16 protein-coding genes and 1 pseudogene are annotated in these 21,012 nt (G+C 63.6%); 8 read left to right on the top strand and 9 right to left on the bottom strand.

Annotation, left to right across the window (positions count from 1 at the left end):
* Positions 1-66 precede the first annotated feature (66 nt).
* Together lpxB and acpS are read right to left on the bottom strand one after the other, a co-directional pair.
* Positions 67-1,221 carry a lipid-A-disaccharide synthase gene (gene lpxB / locus ABFD92_13935; protein MEN6505638.1) on the bottom strand — a complete coding sequence of 385 codons (1,155 nt, stop codon included), beginning with the start codon at positions 1,219-1,221 and terminating at the stop codon, positions 67-69.
* Between the two features lie 24 nt (positions 1,222-1,245).
* Entirely contained in the window at positions 1,246-1,650 is a 405-nt protein-coding gene (gene acpS, locus ABFD92_13930; protein ID MEN6505637.1) for a holo-ACP synthase, read from the bottom strand.
* A gap of 236 nt (positions 1,651-1,886) precedes the next feature.
* On the opposite strand from acpS, the gene ABFD92_13925 reads away from it, so the two are divergent.
* A complete protein-coding gene (locus ABFD92_13925; protein MEN6505636.1) occupies positions 1,887-3,656 on the top strand; it encodes a hypothetical protein in 1,770 nt (589 codons plus the stop codon).
* A gap of 321 nt (positions 3,657-3,977) precedes the next feature.
* On the opposite strand, the gene ABFD92_13920 is transcribed toward ABFD92_13925, so the two are convergent.
* Both ABFD92_13920 and ABFD92_13915 read right to left on the bottom strand, forming a co-directional pair.
* Positions 3,978-5,291 (bottom strand): amidohydrolase family protein, encoded by a 1,314-nt coding sequence (locus ABFD92_13920; protein MEN6505635.1) that lies wholly within the window; start codon positions 5,289-5,291, stop codon positions 3,978-3,980.
* A gap of 185 nt (positions 5,292-5,476) precedes the next feature.
* Positions 5,477-6,109 (bottom strand): choice-of-anchor E domain-containing protein, encoded by a 633-nt coding sequence (locus ABFD92_13915; protein ID MEN6505634.1) that lies wholly within the window; start codon positions 6,107-6,109, stop codon positions 5,477-5,479.
* Between the two features lie 431 nt (positions 6,110-6,540).
* On the opposite strand from ABFD92_13915, the gene ABFD92_13910 reads away from it, so the two are divergent.
* The gene (locus ABFD92_13910; GenBank protein ID MEN6505633.1) at positions 6,541-7,311 is read left to right on the top strand and encodes an SDR family oxidoreductase; all 771 of its coding nucleotides are present in this window, start codon (positions 6,541-6,543) and stop codon (positions 7,309-7,311) included.
* Here ABFD92_13910 and ABFD92_13905 read toward each other — a convergent pair.
* The 3 genes from ABFD92_13905 to ABFD92_13895 all read right to left on the bottom strand — a co-directional run bounded on the left by ABFD92_13905 (position 7,299) and on the right by ABFD92_13895 (position 10,136).
* A complete protein-coding gene (locus ABFD92_13905) occupies positions 7,299-7,832 on the bottom strand; it encodes a DUF456 domain-containing protein (GenBank protein ID MEN6505632.1) in 534 nt (177 codons plus the stop codon). The genes ABFD92_13910 and ABFD92_13905 overlap by 13 nt on opposite strands.
* 40 nt (positions 7,833-7,872) lie before the next feature.
* Positions 7,873-9,360, bottom strand: a complete 1,488-nt coding sequence (araA, locus tag ABFD92_13900) for an L-arabinose isomerase (GenBank protein ID MEN6505631.1) — start codon at positions 9,358-9,360, stop codon at positions 7,873-7,875.
* 509 nt (positions 9,361-9,869) lie between these two features.
* Positions 9,870-10,136 carry a hypothetical protein gene (locus ABFD92_13895; GenBank protein MEN6505630.1) on the bottom strand — a complete coding sequence of 89 codons (267 nt, stop codon included), beginning with the start codon at positions 10,134-10,136 and terminating at the stop codon, positions 9,870-9,872.
* A gap of 408 nt (positions 10,137-10,544) precedes the next feature.
* On the opposite strand from ABFD92_13895, the gene ABFD92_13890 reads away from it, so the two are divergent.
* The 3 genes and pseudogenes from ABFD92_13890 to ABFD92_13880 all read left to right on the top strand — a co-directional run bounded on the left by ABFD92_13890 (position 10,545) and on the right by ABFD92_13880 (position 14,315).
* Positions 10,545-11,288, top strand: a complete 744-nt coding sequence (locus tag ABFD92_13890; protein MEN6505629.1) for a hypothetical protein — start codon at positions 10,545-10,547, stop codon at positions 11,286-11,288.
* Between the two features lie 778 nt (positions 11,289-12,066).
* Positions 12,067-13,234: pseudogene (locus ABFD92_13885) on the top strand (IS4 family transposase).
* Between the two features lie 439 nt (positions 13,235-13,673).
* Positions 13,674-14,315: a four helix bundle suffix domain-containing protein gene (locus ABFD92_13880; GenBank protein MEN6505628.1), complete on the top strand. Its 642-nt coding sequence runs from the start codon at positions 13,674-13,676 to the stop codon at positions 14,313-14,315.
* Between the two features lie 83 nt (positions 14,316-14,398).
* Here ABFD92_13880 and ABFD92_13875 read toward each other — a convergent pair whose 3' ends face one another.
* Entirely contained in the window at positions 14,399-16,129 is a 1,731-nt protein-coding gene (locus ABFD92_13875; GenBank protein MEN6505627.1) for an alpha-L-fucosidase, read from the bottom strand.
* A 200-nt stretch (positions 16,130-16,329) separates the two neighbouring features.
* Between ABFD92_13875 and ABFD92_13870 the strand changes: the two genes are divergently transcribed.
* Together ABFD92_13870 and ABFD92_13865 are read left to right on the top strand one after the other, a co-directional pair.
* Entirely contained in the window at positions 16,330-17,271 is a 942-nt protein-coding gene (locus ABFD92_13870) for an alkaline phosphatase family protein (GenBank protein ID MEN6505626.1), read from the top strand.
* Positions 17,272-17,378: 107 nt separating this feature from the next.
* Positions 17,379-17,726, top strand: a complete 348-nt coding sequence (locus tag ABFD92_13865; GenBank protein MEN6505625.1) for a hypothetical protein — start codon at positions 17,379-17,381, stop codon at positions 17,724-17,726.
* Positions 17,727-17,888: 162 nt separating this feature from the next.
* Here ABFD92_13865 and ABFD92_13860 read toward each other — a convergent pair whose 3' ends face one another.
* Positions 17,889-19,814, bottom strand: coding sequence for a PAS domain S-box protein (locus ABFD92_13860; GenBank protein ID MEN6505624.1), 1,926 nt, complete (start codon positions 19,812-19,814; stop codon positions 17,889-17,891).
* A gap of 108 nt (positions 19,815-19,922) precedes the next feature.
* Between ABFD92_13860 and ABFD92_13855 the strand changes: the two genes are divergently transcribed.
* Complete coding sequence (locus tag ABFD92_13855) at positions 19,923-20,852, top strand: metallophosphoesterase (protein MEN6505623.1); 930 nt, start codon at positions 19,923-19,925, stop codon at positions 20,850-20,852.
* Positions 20,853-21,012 lie beyond the last annotated feature (160 nt).

Below are 21,012 nucleotides of genomic sequence, written 5' to 3'. Positions count from 1 at the left end.
GCGTGTCGCGCAGTTCCCCTAGGATCTAGGACCTGTTGTTGTCTTCTAGGATCTAGGACCTAGGATCTAGGATCTGTTGTTAAGCACCCGCAGCACCAGATCGGCCGCGTTGTCTGCCGCTGTGGTCCCGTGCGGCAGCAGCGGCTCGACCGTCTCGAGCAGGCGCCGCCGGGCCTCGACCATGCTTCCGAGGTCTTCGAGAATCTCCAGCACCATGTCCAGAACGCGGGCGATGTTTCCATGCCAGGGCATCAGCTCGGGCACCACCGGTCTGCCGTTGGGCGAGAGAATGTTCACCAGCGACAGCCGCGGCGTGTGGACGATCCACCGCCCCACCAGCTCCCAGTTGAGCTTGGGGACGTGGTAGAAGATCACCATCGGCACGCCGTAGTATGCCACTTCCAGCGTCACCGTGCCGCTGACGGCCACGGCGAAATGCGACTGCCCGATCGTCTCGCTGGTGCGCCCCACGACGATGTCGAGCTGGCGGTCCTTGGCCGTGGCGGCGATGGCCTGGGCGGCTTTTTCGTCGCCGGCCAGGAATTGGCAGCGGGCGTCAGGGTGTCGCTGGTGGATCAGATCGGCGGCCGCCAGCAGCGCGGGCATGTGCGTGCGGATTTCGCCCATGCGCGATCCGGGCAGCAGCGCGACCCGCCAGGACTCGTCGGCCCAGGCCTCGATCAGGTCGGGCATGGGCTCGGGGCGTGGGGGCAGGTCGTCGAAGAGCGGGTGTCCGACGAAGGTAGCCGGCACGCCACGGTGCTGCATGTACCGCGCTTCGAAAGGCAGCAGGCACGCGACGTGGTCGGTCAGGCGGCACAGTTTCTTGGTGCGCCATCGCGCCCACGCCCACACCTGCGGGCAGACGTAATGAACCACCGGCGAACCGACGGCCTTGGCGGCGGCAGAGAGGTGCCAGTTCAGCGCCGGCGAATCAACGGGAATGAACACGTCCGGCTTCAGCTCGGCGATGAGCTTCTTGAGCCGCCGCACCGTCCGGACGTAATAGCCGATCCTGGAGAACGGTCCGGTCACCATCGTCGCCTGGGCGGCGAGGTCCACGACGACCTCGCAGCCGGCCTCGGCCATCTGCCGCCCCGCCACGCCGATGAACCGCGCGTCGGGCACGCGTCGGCGCAGGGCGTGAATCAGGCCGGCGGCGTGATGGTCGCCGCTAGCTTCGGCGGCGGAGAGAAAGAATGTCGGGGCGTTTGTTCCCATAGCTCAGGAAGACTATTTCGTAGCTTACGGCTTTTCCCCGCCCTCATCCGCCAGGGCGATCGCCGAGGCGATGGCGTGCGTCTCGACGTGGCTGATCGAGATCAGGATCCGCCCGATCCCGCGGGCGCGGGCGACTTCCTCGCACCGTCCGCTGAGATAGATGTCCGGTTGCCCCGAGGGCGCATTGCGTACTTCGACGTCCGTCCAGGCGATCCCGTTGGTCCAGCCGGTGCCCAGCACCTTGAAGACCGCCTCCTTGGCCGCGAACCGCCCGGCCAGATGCTCAATCTTCCGCGCCGGACGGCGGTCGCAATATGCCAGCTCCAGCGGCGTAAACACCCGCTCGAGGAACCGCTGCCCGTGGCGATCGATCGCCTCCTGCAGCCGCCCGGTCGGCACCATATCCACGCCATGTGCGATCACATTCATTGACGCACAGTCTACGCCAAAGCACGCGGCGAGGGAATGATGGAATAATGGAATGACGCAAGAGTGGATGGATGGATGGATGGATGGATGGACTGGATGGATGGATGGATGGGTGCGGCGCCACGCACAACTCCGTTGTGCGTGCCCTGACCGCTATGACGGGTTGACACTGGCGAGGTGATCGTTGATACTCACATGTTCGACAGTAAGGTCACTCGCGAATACAGGAGCAGGAAATGTCATCAGTCATGGGAAAAGTTCTTCTTGTTGCTTTCATGGTCGCCGCTGTGGCCGTGAGTTCTTCGACGGCCGCCGATCCCAATGAGTGCAGCGGTCCGTTCGAGAACATCAAGACTGCGCCGGTGGCGGTCACGTGGCAGTACAGCAACGACGACGGCAAGACCTTCTCCGACAAGCCCCTCGCCGGTCCCAAGGCCGGGGCTGACCCGCGCCACACCCGGGAAGTCTTCCCCTATGTCTGGAAAGGCGCCTTCGAGGTCGCCGACCCTGCGAAGGTCGCCGGCCTGTGGGTGCGGATCACCGACGGCCTGCCCGACACGAAGGCCACCATCTGCAACGGCGACATCTTTGGCGCCGCATCGGGCTACTGGAAAGACCTGGGCTTCTGCCCGACGCTGCTGGAAGCAGCCATCACGCTCAACGGCAAGAACGTGCCCTTTCCGCACGGGGGCCCGCTGGTGCAGTTCTGGGTGCCGCTGACAGGTGAACTCGTCAAGGGCAAGAACACCGTCGAAATGCGCGGCAACCTGTATACGCACTGGCAGGCCAAACCCGCCGAGGCGATGAACGCCCTGATCGTCTCGGCCGAGGCGCAGCCGGCGGAGATCTACAACGGCCCCATCCTGGGCGACTTCGGCGAGGGATACTTCACCCTGGCCTGCCGCACGCAACTGCCCGCCGACCTGACGGTCGAGGCCACGCCCACCGAACCGGCCGGCGCGGCTGTCAGCGTCGTCTCGGCCGGCAAGATCTGGCACCGCCTTAAGATCGAGGTGCCCAAGGGTACGCGCAAGGTCAGTTACACGGTTTCGGCCAAGGTCGCAACGCACGTGACGAAGCGCGGACCCTACGCCGTGACGCTGGCGGCCGACACCAAGGCGTACCGGTTCGTGGCCTTCGGGCATCCGCAGCAGCAGCTCACGGGCGATTTGACCACCGAGCCGCTGGCGATCAACAGCAAGCTGATCCTCAAGGCCAACCCGGACTTCGTGGTCAACACCGGCAACCTGCTCGAGCAGGGCGCGTGGTCGTTCTGGTGGGAGTCGTCGTACATCAAGCCGGCCTCGGAACTGCTGGCGCGGGTGCCGACTCTGATCACCCCTTGCGCCGACGATTACACCGGCATCTTTGACGAGCTGCACTACACCCCCGCCGACGACGGCTACGGACATAGCTGGACGAAGGTGATGGGGCCGGTTCGCTTCATCGGCATCGACGGCAACATGGACTGGACCGCCGGCGGGCAGAACGCCAAGTGGCTCGAGGGCGTGCTCAAGGCCGCCACCGACAAGTTCGTGATCGTGCTGGCGGGCTACCCGGCGTATTCATCGGGCATCAACAGCAAGAAGATTTTCGGCGGGCGCATCGCCACCCGCGACGTGATCCTGCCTCTGTGCGGCAAGTACAAGGCCACCATGATGCTGTGCAGTTGGGACCCGACGTACGAGCGCATCGAACTGCCGCCCGAGAAAGGCTGCACGCAGATCGTGACCGGCTGCATCGGCCGCGGGAACTGGCACCGCTGGGACACCCGCATGGGCTCGCACCCGTTCGGCCCGCCTAATGGCAACGCCCGCGGCACGGTCGGCAAGGTCGTGCGTCCCGACGGCGGCGAGTGGGTCGGCTACTTCGGTACCCGCCACTTCTGCGTCTTCGACGTCAAGGACAACACCCTGGAGATGAAGGTCCTCAAGACCGGCCCGGCCGACGCCGACATCAAGGACCTCAAGGTCCTCGACCAGAAAACCTTCAAGCCCAGAAACTGATCCCGATTGCGGATTAAGTTCTCGATCCGCCCGGCATGGCGACACGCGATGTTGTTTCACGCGTGTCGCCATGTCATTTTCGGCCGGGGACGGGGAGTGCGGGATTTAGGGGATTAGAAACGGATTAAGAGGATTAAGAGAGATCACGGGGAGCGGCTGTTTATGGAGTGCGGCAGCCTTAGCTGCCGCTTTTAGAGTTTTTCGGATGCGAGGAATGCCCGTGGCGAGAATTAGTGAGCAATTTCGCCACTGTCGCTTTTGCGACTGCGAACAACTCCCAAAGCGGCAGCTAAGGCTGCCGCACTCCATAACCTACTTGTTCTATTTTCGCTTCTTGCTTGCCTTGGCTGCGGACTTCTTGATGCGGTCTTCCAGGTGGAAGATCCGCGTTGGGGTGTCGACGAACATCCACCCGGCGATCTGCTTGGCGCGGTCGAGGTCGAAGCTGCCATCGGACACCTTCTGCGCCAAGGCGGCCGCTACGTTCTGACGCGCCAGCGTGGCGTGGCCGTAGACGCCATCGACAAAGCAGTAGTCGCCGCCGAAGGCGGTGATCTTGTTGGCGGGCACCGCGTCGAGCCATTCGACGATCGCGCGGCGGGCGGCTTCGGGGCTGATGATGTGGCCCCAGCACATGTCGATGAAGACGTTGCGGAAGTTCTTGGCCAGGTTCGACAACTCCATGATGAACGGATAACTCATGTGGAAGATGTCGAACTTCACGTTGGAGTATTCCAGAAACAGGTTCGTCAGCAGCACGGGGTTCGAGTGGGCGATGTGGTTTCCGTTGCCCTCGTGCAGGCCGGTGTGGATCTGGAAAGTCAGCCCGCGCGCGTCGGCGAGCTTCAGCAGCGCGTGCATCATGTAGTCCTGGAAGCCCTTGGCCATGTGCGTTCCTGGCTGCCATGGGGCCGAATGATTGGGGCCGAAGAAGCGGTTGAACTCTTCCTCGGCGACGGCGCGCGGGGTCTTCTCGAACAGCAGCGTGCGCGAGTACGCCAGGCCGCACTTGAGGGCCACCGCCCCGCCCTTGAGGCACTTGTCCACGTGCAGTTCGAGGGCATGCTCCCAGTCTTCGATCGAGTGAATCTCCACGCCGACTTCCTGGCCCACCTGGCGCACACGGTTGATGTGTCCGGGCGTGATGAACTCGTCGAGGTACTGCGAGACGGCGAAGAAGTCTCTCTCGTACGGCGTGACGACCGCACCTGCCGCCAGCGACAGGGCGATGCGGCTCTTGTCTTTGAGCACGTACTGGTAGTGCCCGCCCTTGGCGCGGGCGGCCTTGAACGCCTCGTTGAGCGGCTCGATGGTCTTGCCCGTGACGCCGTCGAGACCGTAGAGCCCGCGGGCGGCAATATCGAGCGAGCGGCCGTAGCCGGTGCTGCGGGCCGCGTCCCAGAACGGCTGGACGATCTTCCACCGCTTGGCGAGAGGTTGCTTGGAGTCGCGGACCTGCCCCATGGCGTCGTCGCTCATGCCGGCCGAGATCAGATCGCAGGAGAAGTAATGGAACAGCCACTCCGAGAGGACATCGGAGTTCTGGTCGCGCTGGGCCTCGGGGGGCAGATGCTCGTGCGAGTCGATGATTTGCAGTTCGTTGATAAAGCCCAGCAGTTCGTCATAAGCGGCCATGGTCGGCTCCTGTGTGAGGGGCGTATTTTACGGGCGGGCAAGGCGACGTGCGTAGAAAAAAGCGGCGAGCAGAGATCGCGGGCAAGATGCCCGCGGATACGCGCCGACGGGACGTCCGCGACACGCGCGCAAAGAACAGGCGGGCCCGCGAAGGTCCGCCTGTCGGTGTGACAGAGTCGTGCGTTCTAGCGTCGGCGCTTCAGGAGCATGCCCAGACCGCCCAGGCCCAGCAGGCTCATCGTGACCGGCTCGGGGATGGGGGTGTATTCATAGGTGACCGTGAGCGTGCCGTTCGATATCCCAGCCGTCGTCTGGTTCAGCCCTTCGCCGCCATCAGTGCTGATCATCTTCTTGAGCGTAGCGTTGATGGTCGCGTCGAAGGTCTCTCCGGCAAACGTGGCAAGAAACGTGCCCAGGCTGCTGGTAGTAAAGGCCGACTTGCTGTCAGACCCGGTGCCACCGGTCACGCTGAACGAGTCGGTGCCGATGTAGTCGGCCGCAGCGTCGTTGTCAGCGGCCACGCCAAAAGCCGATCCGGTCTGCATGGGAACCGCAATGACCGTAATCAGGCTCAGCGGCGCAACCGCGGTCACCGTGGCGCCGATCCCCAGATCAACATCGGTCAACAGACCCGATTCGTTATCCCATGCGATGGCCCCGCTGCTGGTGTTGGCATTGAGTTGCAGCGTCACTTTGGTCAGCGTTCCCAACGCCGGATTGAATTTGGACAAAGCGACGGCCGTCGCCCCAAAGGGAACCGCCGTCGGACCGTAGGTGTTGCTGTAGCTGATGGTATCGGCCTGCACGTATGAAGCCATAAGCAGAACGCATACACAGATGCTGGTAATTGCCATCCTCATTCTTCTAGCTCCTTTATGGCCTTGACCGGCCACTCAGACTGGACCTCTCTCCATGCTCGGTCCATATAGTAATCGCACATCACGTTTTTGTCAAGAACTAAACCTGAACCACAAGACGTGTCTTCAATGCTGCCTGATGCGGATAGAACTCATGCTGCGCAGAGACAACACAACCGCCGACAGAACGAGCGCTGCTTTCATTTCCCTCTCCTTCGATGTATTGCCGGTTTGAGCCGGCGTTTCCCTCGCGATGCGGAATCGCGTGTTGTCAGGTCCCTACTCCTGACTTAACCAACGTAAGGCAGGTTTCAAATTCCGTCAAGGAGGTAAATGGCTAATATTCTGGACTCTTTCTTTTTTTTCCATCGGGTTTGCGGTGAAATAGACGCATGGACAAACTCGCCGAGAAGACCGCCCTGATCACCGGCGGCGCCCTGAGGCTGGGACGCGCCATGGCGCTGGCATTGGCCGCCCGCGGAGCCAATGTCGCCGTACACTACAACCGTTCCGAAAGACAGGCCGATGAGCTCGTCGACGAACTGACGGCGATGGGCGTTCGAGCCTCTGCCCTCGCGGCTGACCTGTCCGATGAAACCGCCGTCAAGACCCTCCTCGCCCGCGCCGTCGAGACCGTCGGACCGCTGGATATCCTCGTCAACAGCGCGTCGATCTACGAGGGTGGCCGCGTGCTGGACCTTACGGCTGAAGACCTCTCGCGGCACGTGCAGATCAACGCCCTGGCGCCACTGGAGCTGGCGCGGGCCTTTGCCGCCCAGAAGCGGCCCGGGCACATCATCAACTTTCTCGACGCGACGGTGCTCGACCAGGACGCCTCGCACGCAGCGTATCACTTGAGCAAGCGCATGCTGCTGCAGTTGACGCAGCTCCTGGCCGTCGAGCTCGCCCCGGCGGTGGCCGTCAACGCCATCGCCCCTGGTCTCATTATCCCCCCGCCGGGCGAACCGGCCGACGCGTATGACAAGCTCACCTGGACCAACCCGATGCACAAGGTCGGTTCGGTCGAGGCCATAGTCCACGCCGCGATGTTCCTGCTGGAAAGCGATTTCATCACCGGCCAGGTGATCTTCGTAGACGGCGGCCGGCACCTCAAACGATTAATGCCCCGGCACGGGCGACCGCCTGCCGATCACGGCCAGTAGATCGCGATCGCCGCGGCGATGAGCATGATGACGCCGACGGCCATCTTGCCGACGGTGCCCAGGAGTCGGCCGATGCCGGCGCCTTTGCCCACGGCGACGGCGGGCTTGAGCGGTTTGCCCGAGGCCATTTCAAACAGCAGCGCCCCTGCGAAGGCCCCCGCGCAGGCGCCGATGAGCGTGCCCAGCAGCGGGATGGGAATCACGAAGGTTCCGACAGCGGCCCCCACCAGTGAACCGCCCAGCGCGCCGATCGAGCCCCACCACGATCCCGAGGCCTTTCGCGCCCCGGCCAGGCCCGCGACGAACTCGATGATCTCGCCCAGGATCGCCAGCACCAGCAGCAGGATCAGGCTCTGCAGGGAGACGGGCTGGGCCCACGGGCTCAGGGCGGGGTTCCACTGCCACCAGGCGAAGCCCCCCATCGCCAGCACGATCAGCCAGTTGCCCGGCAGACCAAAGAGATTCATCACGAAGAAGATCGCGTTGAACAGCACCAGCACCGTTCCCCAGACATAGAACATCGCTCGGTTCCTTTCGCACAGGTTCCGCAGCAGAACCGCGTCAGGCGTAATACATCTCGTTCCAGCGAAGCTCCTGCTTGAGCGTGCGGATCTCCGTACCGCCGCCGATCAGAACGAACTCGATCCCCGCGATGTCGGCGAAGTCCTCCATGTGCTCTGCCGTCAACGCCATGCTGAAGCCCGTGTGATGCGCCCCGCCGGCGAGGATCCACCCGCCCGCCGCCACCGCAAGGCTCGGCCGCGGAACCCACAGCGCCCGCGCCACCGGCAGATTCGGCAGGTCGTGCTCGGGCGCCACAGCGTCCACCTCGTTGACGATCATCCGGAACCGATTGCCCATGTCGATGACGGTGGCGTTGATCGCCGGCCCCGCCGGCACGTTGAAGATCAGCCGCGCCGGATCGTCCTTGCCGCCGATCGACAGCGGGCGGATGTCCAGCACAGGTTTGCCCGCGGCGATGCTGGGGCAAACCTCCAGCATGTGTGCCCCCAGCACTTTCATGCCCGCCGGGTCCAGGTGGTATGTGTAATCTTCCATGAAGCTCGTGCCGCCGCGGCGGCCCGCCGCCATCACCTTCATCGCCCGCACCAGCGCCGCGGTCTTCCAGTCCCCCTCGGCGCCGAACCCGTACCCGTCGGCCATCAGACGCTGCACCGCCAGGCCCGGCAGTTGCGCCAGACCGTGCAGGTCCTCGAACGTCGTCGTGAAGGCCTTGAAGTTTCCCTCGGTCAGGAACGCCCGCATGCCCAGATCGATCCGCGCCGCCTCCCGCAGCGCGCCGCGCTTCGCCCCGCCGGGACGGATGTCTGCCGCCAGATCGTACTGCTGATCGTACTGGCCGGCGAGGCGGTCAGCCTCGGCGTCGCCCACTGCCGTCACGCGTTTGGCCAACTCGCCCATGCCGTATCCGTTGACGCTGTATCCCAGCCGCATCTGGGCCTCGACCTTGTCGCCTTCGGTGACGGCCACGTCTCGCATGTTGTCGCCGAAGCGGGCGATCTTGCCGCCCTGGGCGTCGTGCCAGGCGCACGCCGCGCGGGCCCAGGCGTCGACCTGCGCCTCGACTGCCGGCTCCTGCCAGTGCCCCACCACGACCTTGCGGTTCTTTCGCATGCGCGTGCAGATGAACCCGAACTCGCGGCCGCCGTGGGCGGACTGGTTGAGGTTCATGAAGTCCATGTCGATGCTCGACCAGGGGATGTCGCGGTTGAACTGCGTGTGCAGGTGCATGAAGGGCTTGGCCAGGATCGACAGCCCGCCGATCCACATCTTGGCCGGGCTGAACGTGTGCATCCACGCGATCAGCCCCACGCAGTCAGGCGCGGCGTTGGCCTCGAGGCAGATCGTACGGATGGCCTCTGCCGTCGTCAGCACCGGCTTGTACACCACCTCCACGCAAACGCCCGCCGACTGCGAGAGTCCCTGGGCGATCTTCTGCGAATCCGCGGCCACCTGCTTGAGCGTCTCGGGCCCGTACAGATGCTGACTGCCGGTGATAAACCAGACCTGAAGTTTCTTGAGTTCCATCGTCGCGTGCTCCTGCGTGGGGGTCTACAAAAACGTCGGCGAATTGTATCACACGGTTCCCGAATTGCCACCCTTGCACTTTCCTTGCACTTTGTTGTACTTTTCACAGCCGTTTGCGGGAACCTGCCCCATCCGCTCTCTCCGGACAGAAGCCAGGGAATATGCGACACAGAGACGCAGAGAAAACAGAGAAAAGCAACAGTACCAAGGAAGAAGACTTAAGAAGTTTCCCGCCCCTGTTTTCTCTGCGCCTCTGTGTCGCAATGTCTTTGCCAGCCCGAAAGCGGTACGCGCTATACCACAATTCCACTTCCTTGCACTTTGTTGTACTTTTCACAGCGGTTTTGGAGGAGGCCATAGGGAACAGGTCATAGGGCGTAGGGCAGGGCATCTGCGGACCTGAGACCTCGGCCTAAGACCTCCGACCTAAGACCTAAGACCTCTTGTCCTTCCCGTACCCGTTTTACTTCTTTATCCGAGCCCCCGCCGCGGCCTTGCTCGCCCACGCGTTATTGTTCGAGTTTCACAAAAACCACCTGTCCTTTTTCGGAAAACTTTTTTTCTTGTTTCGCCCGACCCGAGTTTCCCCGCTGCGCCAGTGCAAAAGAATTTCCAGCGTCGTGAATATTTCTCGGCCGCCCTGTCCACTGACTATAATGCAAGTGAGGGAAGAAACTATGGAGCACCAGCCGTGTCTGGTGCTTTTTTGTTTCCAGACTATGGGGCATTGCATCAACCGATTGCGGATCTCGGATTGCGGATTGCGGATTCTTCATGCCCATTCTGCTCAGCCCCGCTGCATGCTACTTCAGCGGGGCTGCATTGCCCCGTAGGGGCAACGCGTTCTTAGCCCAGGGCGCAGGGCTGAAGGCTGCGACAGCAGACTTCAGAGCCAAGCCCTGGGTCCAGGTTCCCTCCGAATCGAGCCCCGGAGGGGCGGACGTGATTGTCTGCCATCGTCACGGCCGCCCCGCCGGGGCTCATTGAATCTACGCCTCATCCCCAGGGCTTAGGCTCGCTTCGCTCGCCCGGCGCCCTGGGCTAAGCACGAAGGCCCCTCCGGGGCCAAACTCATGAAGGGTGAATTATGCATTGCCACCGGGCCCGCTAATCCGCAATCCGAAACCTGCCTGCCGGCAGGCAGGTCCGCAATCCGCAATCCGAAATCTTCAAGGAGTCTGACGATGTCGACGACGGCCGCACGCTACGATGAAGACCAACTGGTGGAAATGCTCGCCGACGGCGCCCCCTATGACAAGGTCGCCGCGGCCGTCGGGATCACCGTCTCGATGGTCGGCAAGATCGCCCGCGGTGACAGCCGCCGCAAGTTGTGGCAGCGGATCGAGGATATCCGCCAGGCCCGCCAACAGGCCGTGCATGAGATCGCCGTAGCCCGGGCGGTCGACATCATGCGCGCCCACGTGAACGAAGGGCTCACCGGCACCGGCGAAACCGCCCGAAAATGCCGCGAGTTCGTCCTCGAACTCCTCCTGCCCAAGGACGATTGCCCGATCGACCTGCTCGAAACCCTCCTGGCCGAATCGGCCAAGCCGGCGGCTGGGGAATACGCTACGGCCGGCGAGGCACAAGCCCAGGGTGAAGGTGTGGCCGGGGAAGCCAAGGACCAAAAGGACGACAAGGACTGCAAGGCCGAACCGACCCCGATAGCCGCTTGTGCGAGCTCCGCCGACACCGCGGGCCCCGCCGCCGCCGCGCAGGCCGTTGCCGCCGGGCCTCTCGCCGAGCAAGGCGCTGCCGCCCAGCCTGTCGCCCCGCCCGCGCCGGCCCAGGCCCCAGCCGCCCTCGCCCCGGCGGCGCCTCCCGCCCTGAGACGCAGAACCATCCGCCTGCCCGCCGGCGCCAAGAAGCCGGTACCCGCCGCCGAGGCCGTCAGGCCAGGAACCTGGCGCGAACCGGGAGGGGGTTAACCCTCGAAGTGCCGGGAGTGGACCTTGTGGACGGAGTGGACGCGGTGGACAACTTGGTGGACTTAGTGGACGCGGTGCCTGCCCGGCTGCATTCATTGCTGTCGGCGCTTTTGCGTTCGCACGCGGTATAGCCGCTCTGGAAGCCGCCTTCGTTTTCAGATGCCGCCGCCAATGCGGCCAGTTGCCTCTCCAGCAGGCTGCACGCCACCGCCGTCAGAACCAGCGCCGCGTTAGCGGCCAGTTCGGCATAGCTGGCCGCAGTCGGCGGCTGCGCTGCGCTTGCGCCACGGCGCCCATTGGGTCCACTTTGTCCACCCTGTCCACAAGGTCCACACCCAAATTGTCCGCACTCAAGCGGACGCCCGTGCTACTCAGGCCCGTGCCGCCTAGAAGATCTTCAGGTGGGTAAAGGGGTCAGGAGGTGGGTAAAGGGGTCAGGTACAATTGTTGTGTGACGGGCTACCCCGGGCTTCCGCCTTCGCCTGCGGCTATGGCGTGACAAGCTGCCTTCGGCTCCACTGGGGGGCTACTATCAGCCCCCGGACAACGCGATCCCCAAGCCCGCGAAGCGGGCGCCTCGTTGACGAATCCTGCAGGCTCGCTATGGCCTGGCGGTGCGGGGTTGGAGAAACTCACTACTGTCCGGTCATTGATTTTGGATTTTAACACAAGACAAAGAAGTTCAATGGCTTAAAGCAGAGAATGGCTGTTTTCGATTTCAACTTGCTTGCCTCGTTCGGCCATGATCTTTCCAGTTCAACCTGGAAAGGATGGCCTCATGCACGCCGGACGACTGGTCTTCGCGCAACTGCTGGACTTCTTGCCCCACCACCCCTTCAACGTCTGCGTGCGACGATATCGAGGCAATCGCAAGGTCTCCCGCTTCTCCTGCCGCGATCAGTTTCTCTGCATGGCCTTTTCGCAGTTGACCTATCGCGAGAGCTTGCGCGACATCGTGACGTGCCTGCAGGCGATGACGCCCAAGCTCTACCACGTCGGCCTTCGAGGTTCGGTATCCCGCAGTACGTTGGCCGATGCCAACGAGGTTCGAGACTGGCGCATCTATGCCGATTTCGCGGCCGTGCTGATCGCGCAGGCCCGCAAGCTTTACGCCAAGGACAGCTTCGGCGTCGACCTCGAGCAGACGGTGTACGCCTTCGATTCCACCACCATCGACCTGTGCCTTTCGCTTTTCCCGTGGGCGCAGTTCCGCCGCCACAAGAGCGCGGTCAAGCTCCATACCCTGATCGACCTGCGCGGGAATATCCCATGTTTCGTGCATGTTTCCAGCGGTTCGATGGCGGATGTCCGATCGCTCGACCTCCTGCCGATCGAGCCGGGCGCCTTCTACATCATGGATCGTGGATACATCGACTTCGCCCGCCTCTACACCTTCACTCAAGACATGGCCTTCTTCGTGACGCGAGCCAAACGCACCATGGATTATGTCCGACGCAAGTACCGCCCAGTGGACAAGGCCACCGGCCTGCGCAGCGACAGCACGATTGCCTTGTGCGGCCCCAAGAGTTCGCGGTTCTATCCCGATCCGTTTCGCCGGATCAGCTATCATGCGGCCGACATCGACAAGCACTTCGTCTTTCTGACCAACAACTTCACCTTGCCGGCGCTGACCATCGCCCAACTGTACCGGTGCCGTTGGCAGGTGGAATTGTTCTTCAAATGGATCAAGCAGAACCTGCGGACTCAAGGCGTTCTATGGAACCTCGGACAACGCCGTCAAGACGCAGATATGGATTGCTATCTGCGTCTACGTGCTGGTGGCTATCGTCAAGAAGGAACTGAGCATCGAACGCAGCATGGCAGAAATTCTGCAAATTCTCAGCATCAGCCTTTTCGAGAAAATGCCTATTTTGCAGGCGTTTTCGCAAGATTCCACTATAATGGAAAACGACGGTATTCATAACCAACTGCCGCTATTCAACTAATGACCGGACAGTAGTGGGAGAAACTTCCAAAGCGGCAGCTACGGCTGCCGCACTCCATAGAATACGCTCGCGATGAAAAAAGACGAGCAACACCTTGTCCGGGCACTGCACCGCAGCGGCCCGTGCGAAGGCCCCAGCCGCCCTCGCCCCGGCGGCGCCTCCCGCCCTGAGACGCAGAACCACCTGGCGCGAACCGGGAGGGGGTTAACCACAAGGGCCCAAAGACCCGAAGGGCCGGGAGTGGACCTGGTGGACGCGGTCGACGCGGTGGACGCGGGGACGCAGTGGACGCACCGGATGCGGGGCGACGCGGGGGCAAACTGTCGGGGGAATCGCTTGCCTGTTGCGGCTGATCGTTTCATAATGGCCGCGGTTCAGGTCCTGCAAATGGGTTTTCAGATGGGTCCAATGCCTTGGGCTCTTTGGAAGGATGGCAGACATGACGGCCGGCGAGCCGCTGATTCCCAAGCATGGCGGATACCGCAAGCTTAAGAGCTTCCAGGTCGCCCAATTGCTCTACGATGTCACGGTGCGTTTCTGCGGCCGCTATATCGACGGGCGCAGCCGCACTCGGGACCAGATGGTGCAGGCGGCGCGGTCGGGGGTGCAGAATATCGCCGAAGGCAGCGAGGCCTCGGGAACCTCCAAAAAGACCGAGCTCAAGCTGACCAGCGTGGCCCGGGCCAGCCTGGAAGAGCTGCGGCTGGACTACGAAGACTTCCTGCGCCAGCGCGGTCTGCCGATCTGGGAGCGCCAGGATGGGCGCCGCCAGAGCCTGATTGTTCGTCGCTGCGCCACGGCAGACGACGTGGCCGCGTGGGTGCGGCAGGAGCATGAGCGTGGACGCCGTGGACCTGGTGGACAAAGTGGACCCAATGGACGCCGCGGCGCAGGCGCAGCGCCGCCGCCGGCCGTGGCGAGCTATGCCGAACTGGCCGCCAACGCGGCGCTGGTTCTGGCAGCCGTGGCGTGCAGCCTTCTGGAGAGGCAACTGGCCGCATTGGCAGCGGCGTTTGAAAATGAAGGCGGCTTCACCGAGCGACTATACCGCGTGCGATCGCAAAAACGCCGGCAGCAATGAAACGCCCGGGCATGCACCGCGCCCCCCATTCGTCCACTGCGTCCACCGCGTCCACCAAGTCCACTCTGCCATGCCGCCCCGTTTTACCGCACGGTCGGCACGGGCGCTAGCGTGACGGTCTTGAGCATGATCCAGCCGCTGGGCGTTTCTTTCGTCGGGCGGATCGTCAGCGTGTACTTGCCGGCCTTGGGCAGGTGTACGATACCGCAGTTGTACTTGCGGTAGAGCGGCCACAGGCCGTGATCGGGCACGCCGGCGTCGCGCTGGCCGGTGTCCAGGGCGGGGAAGGGAATCTCGATCTTGCCCACGCTGACGACGCCCTCGATGCCGTCGGCCTCGAGCTTGGCGGAGTAGTCCAGCTCCAGGTAATACCGCCCGGCCTGGGGCGTTTTGAAGGTCCACGAGGCACTGCTGCCGGGGCCCTGCCAGTCGATGATGCAGTCGGCGTGCTTCCAGTCGCCGAACTTTTCCATCCAGCTATTCTTGCCGGCCTTGCAGGCGGTCAGCTTGGCGAAGGGCGGATCGAAGTCGTTCCGCAGGCCCGGCAGGACGGTCTGCATTTTGTCGGCAGACATTTTGCCGGCCACATCCAGCACGATCACCGTCGGCTCGGCGGGCGGCTGTTGCGGCAGAGCGATGTTCGTCGCGCCGGCGTTCTTCGATACTTTGAGCGTCTTGGCGCCGCGGCCGAGAACCGCCGCGCGCTTGATCGTTCCCTTGAGGCCCGCCAGCGTGAGCCGTCCGTCGAGGGGATAGTCCAACACGTGCAGGTAGAGTTTCTTGCCGTCGCGCGAGGCGGTGCATTCGCCCCAGGGCATCGTCGGCAGCGGCGAGGGCGCGGCGTTGTAAATCGCCGCGGCGTTGCGCTGGGTCCAGACGCCGACCTCGCGGAGGATGTCGGCCGACGCGGCGGGGATCTCGCCCAAACCGTTTGGCCCGATGTTGAGCATGTAGTTGCCGCCCTTGGCGACGACCTTCACCAGCCGCCGCACGAGCTCGCGCGAGCTCTTCCAGTTGTGGTCGTGCTCGACGAAGCCCCACGTGTCGTTGTGCGTGTCGATCGACTCCCACAGCCCGCCGTGTGCTTCCAGGGGAATCTCCTGGTCGCCCAGCGAGTCGTAGTCGCCCACGCCGTTGCCGATGCGGCTGTTGATCAGGCACTGCGGCTGAAGGCGGCGCACCGTATGCACCAGCCGCAGCGAGTCTTCGCGCGAGATCGGCCCGGGGGTGTCGAACCAGATCAGCGCCACGTCGCCGTAGTTGCTCATCAGCTCCTCGACCTGCGGGACGCACTTGCCGTTGAAGTATTCGGCAAAGTCGCCCTTGACGGCAGGGTCCCAACCGTTGCCCCCGCCGCCAATGGCGTGCCAGTCCTGGAACTGCGAGTAGTAGAAGCCCAGCTTCAGGCCGTGCTTGGGGCAGGCCTTGGCCAGCTCGGCCAGCGGGTCGCGCTTGAAGGGCGTGTAGTCGGCGATGTTGTACGCGCTGGCGCCGGACTTGAACATCGCGAACCCGTCGTGATGCTTTGCGGTGATGACGATGTACTTCATGCCCGCCTCGGCCGCCAGCGCCGCCCAGCGGTCGGCGGAGAACTTTCGGGGGTTGAAGGTGGCGGCCATGGCGGCGTAGTCTGCCGCGGGGATCTGCGCGCGGCACATGAGCCACTCGCCGATGCCGTGATAGCGTTTGCCGTTCCAGACGCCGCCGGTTGCGGCGTAGGGGCCCCAGTGTACGAACATGGCGAACTTGGACTGCTGGAACCATCGCCCGTCGGGGGACGCTGTCAGATCAACTGGTTTCTTGTTATTGCTCATGGGGGTCTCCATTTTTCGCAAGGCGCGACATCATCTCGTCTAGGTGGGGTTAAAGCAAGGGGCAAGGGGAGAGTTGTGAGTGGTGAGTGGTGAGTGGGAGCAAGTCATTGTTTGCCACTGGCGGGAACGCTATGATTTGGGATTGCGAATTAAAGAAACGCGCTCCGAGAAATATTTCCGGAGAGAAAGGATCGAGTTCGATGTGTAGTGGTAAGTGGGTTCGTCATGCGGTAGTTGGGGTTATCGGGGCTCTGGTGGTGTCGCTTTCGGCCTCGGCGGCGCTGGCCGACAAGACTAAACACGTGCTGATCATCGGCATCGACGGGGCCATGCCCGACGCCGTCAAGGCGGCCAAGGCGCCGAACCTCAAGGCGTTGGCGGCCGACGGCGCGGTGAGCTGGGACGCCTTCGCCGGCGGGGTGCTGGGGACGCCTTCGCGCCAGAACACGGCCAGCATGGCGAGCTGGCACAGCATTATCACGGGCGTCTGGGCGAACAAGCATAAGGGCGCGCGGATGCTCAGAGGCCAGCCGGTTCCGGCAGACCACGTCAGCTACCCCACCATGTTCCAGCGGCTCAAGTCGCACGACGGGGCCGCCCGCAGCGTGTGCATCTCGAACTGGCCGATCATCACGCAGGTGATGGCCCCGGGCGCGACGTTCAAGGCCCGCGGCGCCGGCGACGCCAAGGTCGTCGAGCTGGCCAAGAAGGAACTGGCGGAGAATACGCCGACGCTCATGTTCCTGCAGCTTGACGAGGTCGACGGCGCCGGGCACGCGAACAATTACGGTCCGAAGATTCCCAAGTATCTCGAAGCCATCGAACAGGCCGACAAGCACGTCGGCGAGATCGTCGCGGCGGTCAAGGCCCGCAAGACCTACGCCAACGAAGAGTGGCTGATCATCGCCGTGACCGACCACGGCGGCACCAAGGACCCCAAGGGTCCCGGCGGCGTCCATGGCGGCGACAGCCCGCAGGAGCGCAAGGCCTTCATCATCGTCAGCGGCGCCGCGGCCAAGAAGGGCGAAGTGACGCCGGGCCCGGGGATCACCGCCGTGGCGCCGACGGCGCTGGCGTTTCTGGGCATCAAGATCGCCCCGCAGTGGAATCTCGACGCCAAGCCTTTTGGGTTGAAGGAATGACCGGGCCGTTGCGGGCCTCTCGCGCCCGCGACGCCGGGCGGAACTGAACACGCCGTGCCGCGCGGGCGGCGCCGCTACAATTCCTGCACTACTACAGGAGACACCGAATGAACGCACGCATGTTGTCTTTGGCAGTGCTGGCCGGCCTGGCGATGATCCTGGGCGGCTGCAAGACGTCGAATATCATGTTCGTCAACGACACCGGGCGCGATACCGAAGTCTCGCTTCAGGGACCGGGCAAGATCGAGCCGACGCCGCCGATCCTTCCTGTCGCCAACCGCGGGACGGCCAGTTTCACCGTCACGACGGACCCCGCCGACATGCCGGCCAACTACGTCTGGCAGGCGGCCGGTCGCCGCGGCACGGTCGTCGTCAGCAAGCAGAGCCCCGATCACCAGATCGTGAACCTCGCCACAGGAACCGCAAGCGATTCGACCGCGCCAGCGCCGCGCTGATAACCGGGCCGGGTGGCAGGCGACACTGCCATCCGTCGAAACTTACCACAGAGGCACAGAATGCACTGAGGTAACAACAAGAAAACAAATACCCGGTCTTCTTGTTTCCTACCTCATCCCCCCTCTGAGTCTCTGTGGTTGCATTTGTGTTTTTGGAGGGCCCTAGCGGTCTGGAATCGTGAAAAAGAAGGTCGCGCCCTGGCCCGGTTGCGACTCGACCCAGATGCGTCCGCAGTGGTGCTCGACGATCTTTTTGCAGATGGCCAGCCCGATACCGGCCCCGGGCGATTGCTGCCCCGCCTGGATGCGCTGGAAGATCATGAAGATGCGATCATGGTCTACCGGCGCGATGCCCACGCCGCTGTCCCGCACCCAGAAGAGCCACGCATTGCCCTCGCGCCGCGCCCCCACCTCGATCTGCGGGGGCTTGCCTGGCGAACGGTACTTGACGGCGTTGCCGATCAGGTTCTGCAGGAGCTGCGTCATCAGCGGCTTCTCCGCGCGGATAACCGGCAGGGGCTGGTGAATCACGACCGCCTGCTCCTGGCTTACGGCGGCCTCCAGGTTTTCCTCCGCTTCGCGCAGCACGTCGTTCATGTCGGTCGGTTCAGAGGCGGCGCCGCTTCGACCGACGCGCGAGTACGCCAGGAGATTGCTGATGAGCTTGTTCATCCGGTCGGCGGCGCCCATGGCGTGCTCGATGAACCCGGCATTTTCCATCCCGATGACCGGGCCGAGTCTCTTCTTCAGGAGGGTCAGGTAAAGCAGAATCACCCCCAGCGGTTCGCGCAGGTCGTGGCTGGCCACGTGGGCGAAGTGCTCCAATTCGGCGTTGGACCGCGCCAACTCTTCGGCCGTTTGCTCAAGCTGCTGCTCGGTCTCCTTCTTGCGGGTGATGTCCCTGGCCGTACCCAGCAGCCGGCAAGGCTGCCCATGTTCGTCGTAGTAGTAACGGCCTCTGGCGTTGAGCCAATGAAGGCTCCCGTCAGGCCAGATCACCCTGAAGTCTTTTTCGGCCATGACGTGAGTGGCCTTGGCGTGCGCCAGTTCGGCCCAGAAGCCCGCCACGTCGTCGGGATGGATGCGCGACGCCCAGTGGTCGCGGCTGCGCACCACCATTTCGGCCGGCGGTCCGGAACTGGTGTCGAAACCGAAAAGCTGCTCGAACTCCTCGCTCCAGAGCGACATGCCGGTGATGACGTTCCAATCGAAGACGCCGACCTTGGTTTCGCGCGTCGCCGCGGCCAGGCGCTCCTCGCTGGCGCGCAGGCGTTCCTGCGCCTGGCGCTCGCGGGTCATGTCCCGGATCAGCCATCGCAAGTTCATCACCTGTCCCTGCGCGTCGCGCGTCGCCGAGGCCGTTACGGCCGCCCAGAAGGGAGGACCATCCTTTCGCAGCACCTGCACATCCCAGGGCGCCAGGGACTGACCGGCGGTCAATGCTTGGAGATACTGGTGAAACTCGCCGATGTGCGGCTCGGGAAGAAGGTCGCTCAGAAGACACTCGTACAACTCCGCCGGCGCGTAGCCCAGCATCGAGCAGGCTGTGCGGTTGACGACCTCGATGCGGCCGGTCGGGCTGGTGACCACATACCCGTCCGGGGCGGACTCGAACAGGTCCTGGTACCACGACTTCTCCTCCTGCACGCTCGACTGGATCGACTCCTCGCGGTCCTTCTGCGCCTTCCTGTCGGTCAGGTCGGTGATGACACAGATGAACCCGCGGGGTTCGCCCGCCGAACCGCGCAAGGCGATCAACCTCACTTGGGCCCAGAACCTCTCGCCGCCGCGGCGGACATAGAGCCCCTCGCTGCAATACTGGCCGTCATGCGAAGCGATCTCGAGATCCTTGCGGGGCTTGCCGGCTTCGGCGTCCTCGCCGGCGTAAAGGCAAGACACATGCCGCCCCAGCAGTTCCTCGCCCCACTCCCCAAGCAACCGCGTGCCCCCATTGCCGGCGACGATGACTCCGTTGACATCCAGAACCACGATCGCCAGATCCTTCACTTCCGCGATGACCCTGTACAAAAGCCGCTGCGACGGCGAGCCGCTGACCCTCCCCTGTACTTCGTCTGAACGGTAAGACATTATTTCTTCACCCGCGTTGGAGAGGCGTAAAGACCAAGCGTCAAATTCATTCTAGGGCACGGCCGCGAAAAGCGTATACTGGCGGCGGCCTTAAAAAGGAGACTCACCGTGAAGCGACGCACCGTCCTGACGCTTGCCTGCATGTTCGCCCTGGCCGGATCTCTGACCGCAAGGGCAGCGACGCCAGCGCCGATCCCCAACACATGGACAGGCATTGAGCGCGTCGTGGCTATCGGCGACGTCCACGGCGACTGCAAGCAGTTCGTCGTCTCGCTCAAGGCGGCCGGCATCATCAACGACAAGGAAGACTGGATCGCCGGCAAGACGCACCTGGTGCAGACCGGCGACATCCTGGACCGCGGCGATGAGTCGCGCAAAGCCATGGACCTGCTGATGAAGCTCGAAACCCAGGCCGCCGCCGCCGGCGGAATGGTGCATGCGCTGCTGGGCAACCATGAGGCCATGGTCATGATCGGCGACTACCGCTTCATCACGCCCGGCGAAGACGAGGCCTTTGGCGGACGCGAGCAATACATCCAGGCCATGGGCCCCGAAGGCAAGTACGGCAAGTGGCTGCGCACGCACAACACCGTCATCAAGATCAACGAGGTGATGTTCCTCCACGCCGGCCTGCCGCCGAGCATGGCCGAGATGAGCCTCGACCAGATCAACGACAACGTCCGCAAGGCCCTCAACGGCGACCGCCCGCTCAAGGGCCTGCTCAAGAGCGGCGGACCGCTGTGGTATCGCCACTGGGTAGACGAGGACCCCGCCGTCGTCGCCGAGGCGTGCGATGGGTTCTTCACCAAGCACGCCGTCCGCCACGCCGTCGTCGGCCACACTGTCGCGGGCGTCAAGACCTTCGGCAACGGGCGCGTAATCTGCATCGACTCGGGCATGTCGGCCGTCTACAAGGGCACCGCCTCGGCGCTGGTGATCGAAAAGGGCACGTTCACGGCTATCATCCCGGACCAGCCGGCCGTGGTGCTGGAGGTCAAGTACGACCCCGCCCAGAAGCTCCAACGCAAAGCGGCGTAGGGGTGGCGGGGTTCATGATGGGTGGCATGGCGACACACGTTTTAGTTTCTCGTGGGTCGCCATGATGCTCAGCGCACACCCATGGCGACCTGCCTGCCGGCAGGCAGGCCCGCTGAACAACGCGTGTCGCCATGCCACCCGGCCGCAGGTTCAAAAACAT

This window comes from Planctomycetaceae bacterium, from assembly GCA_039680605.1.
Taxonomy (GTDB): Bacteria; Planctomycetota; Phycisphaerae; order SM23-33; family SM23-33; genus JAJFUU01.
The sequence above is the reverse complement of the archived record's forward strand: the minus strand, read 5'-3'. Positions and strand labels throughout refer to the sequence as shown.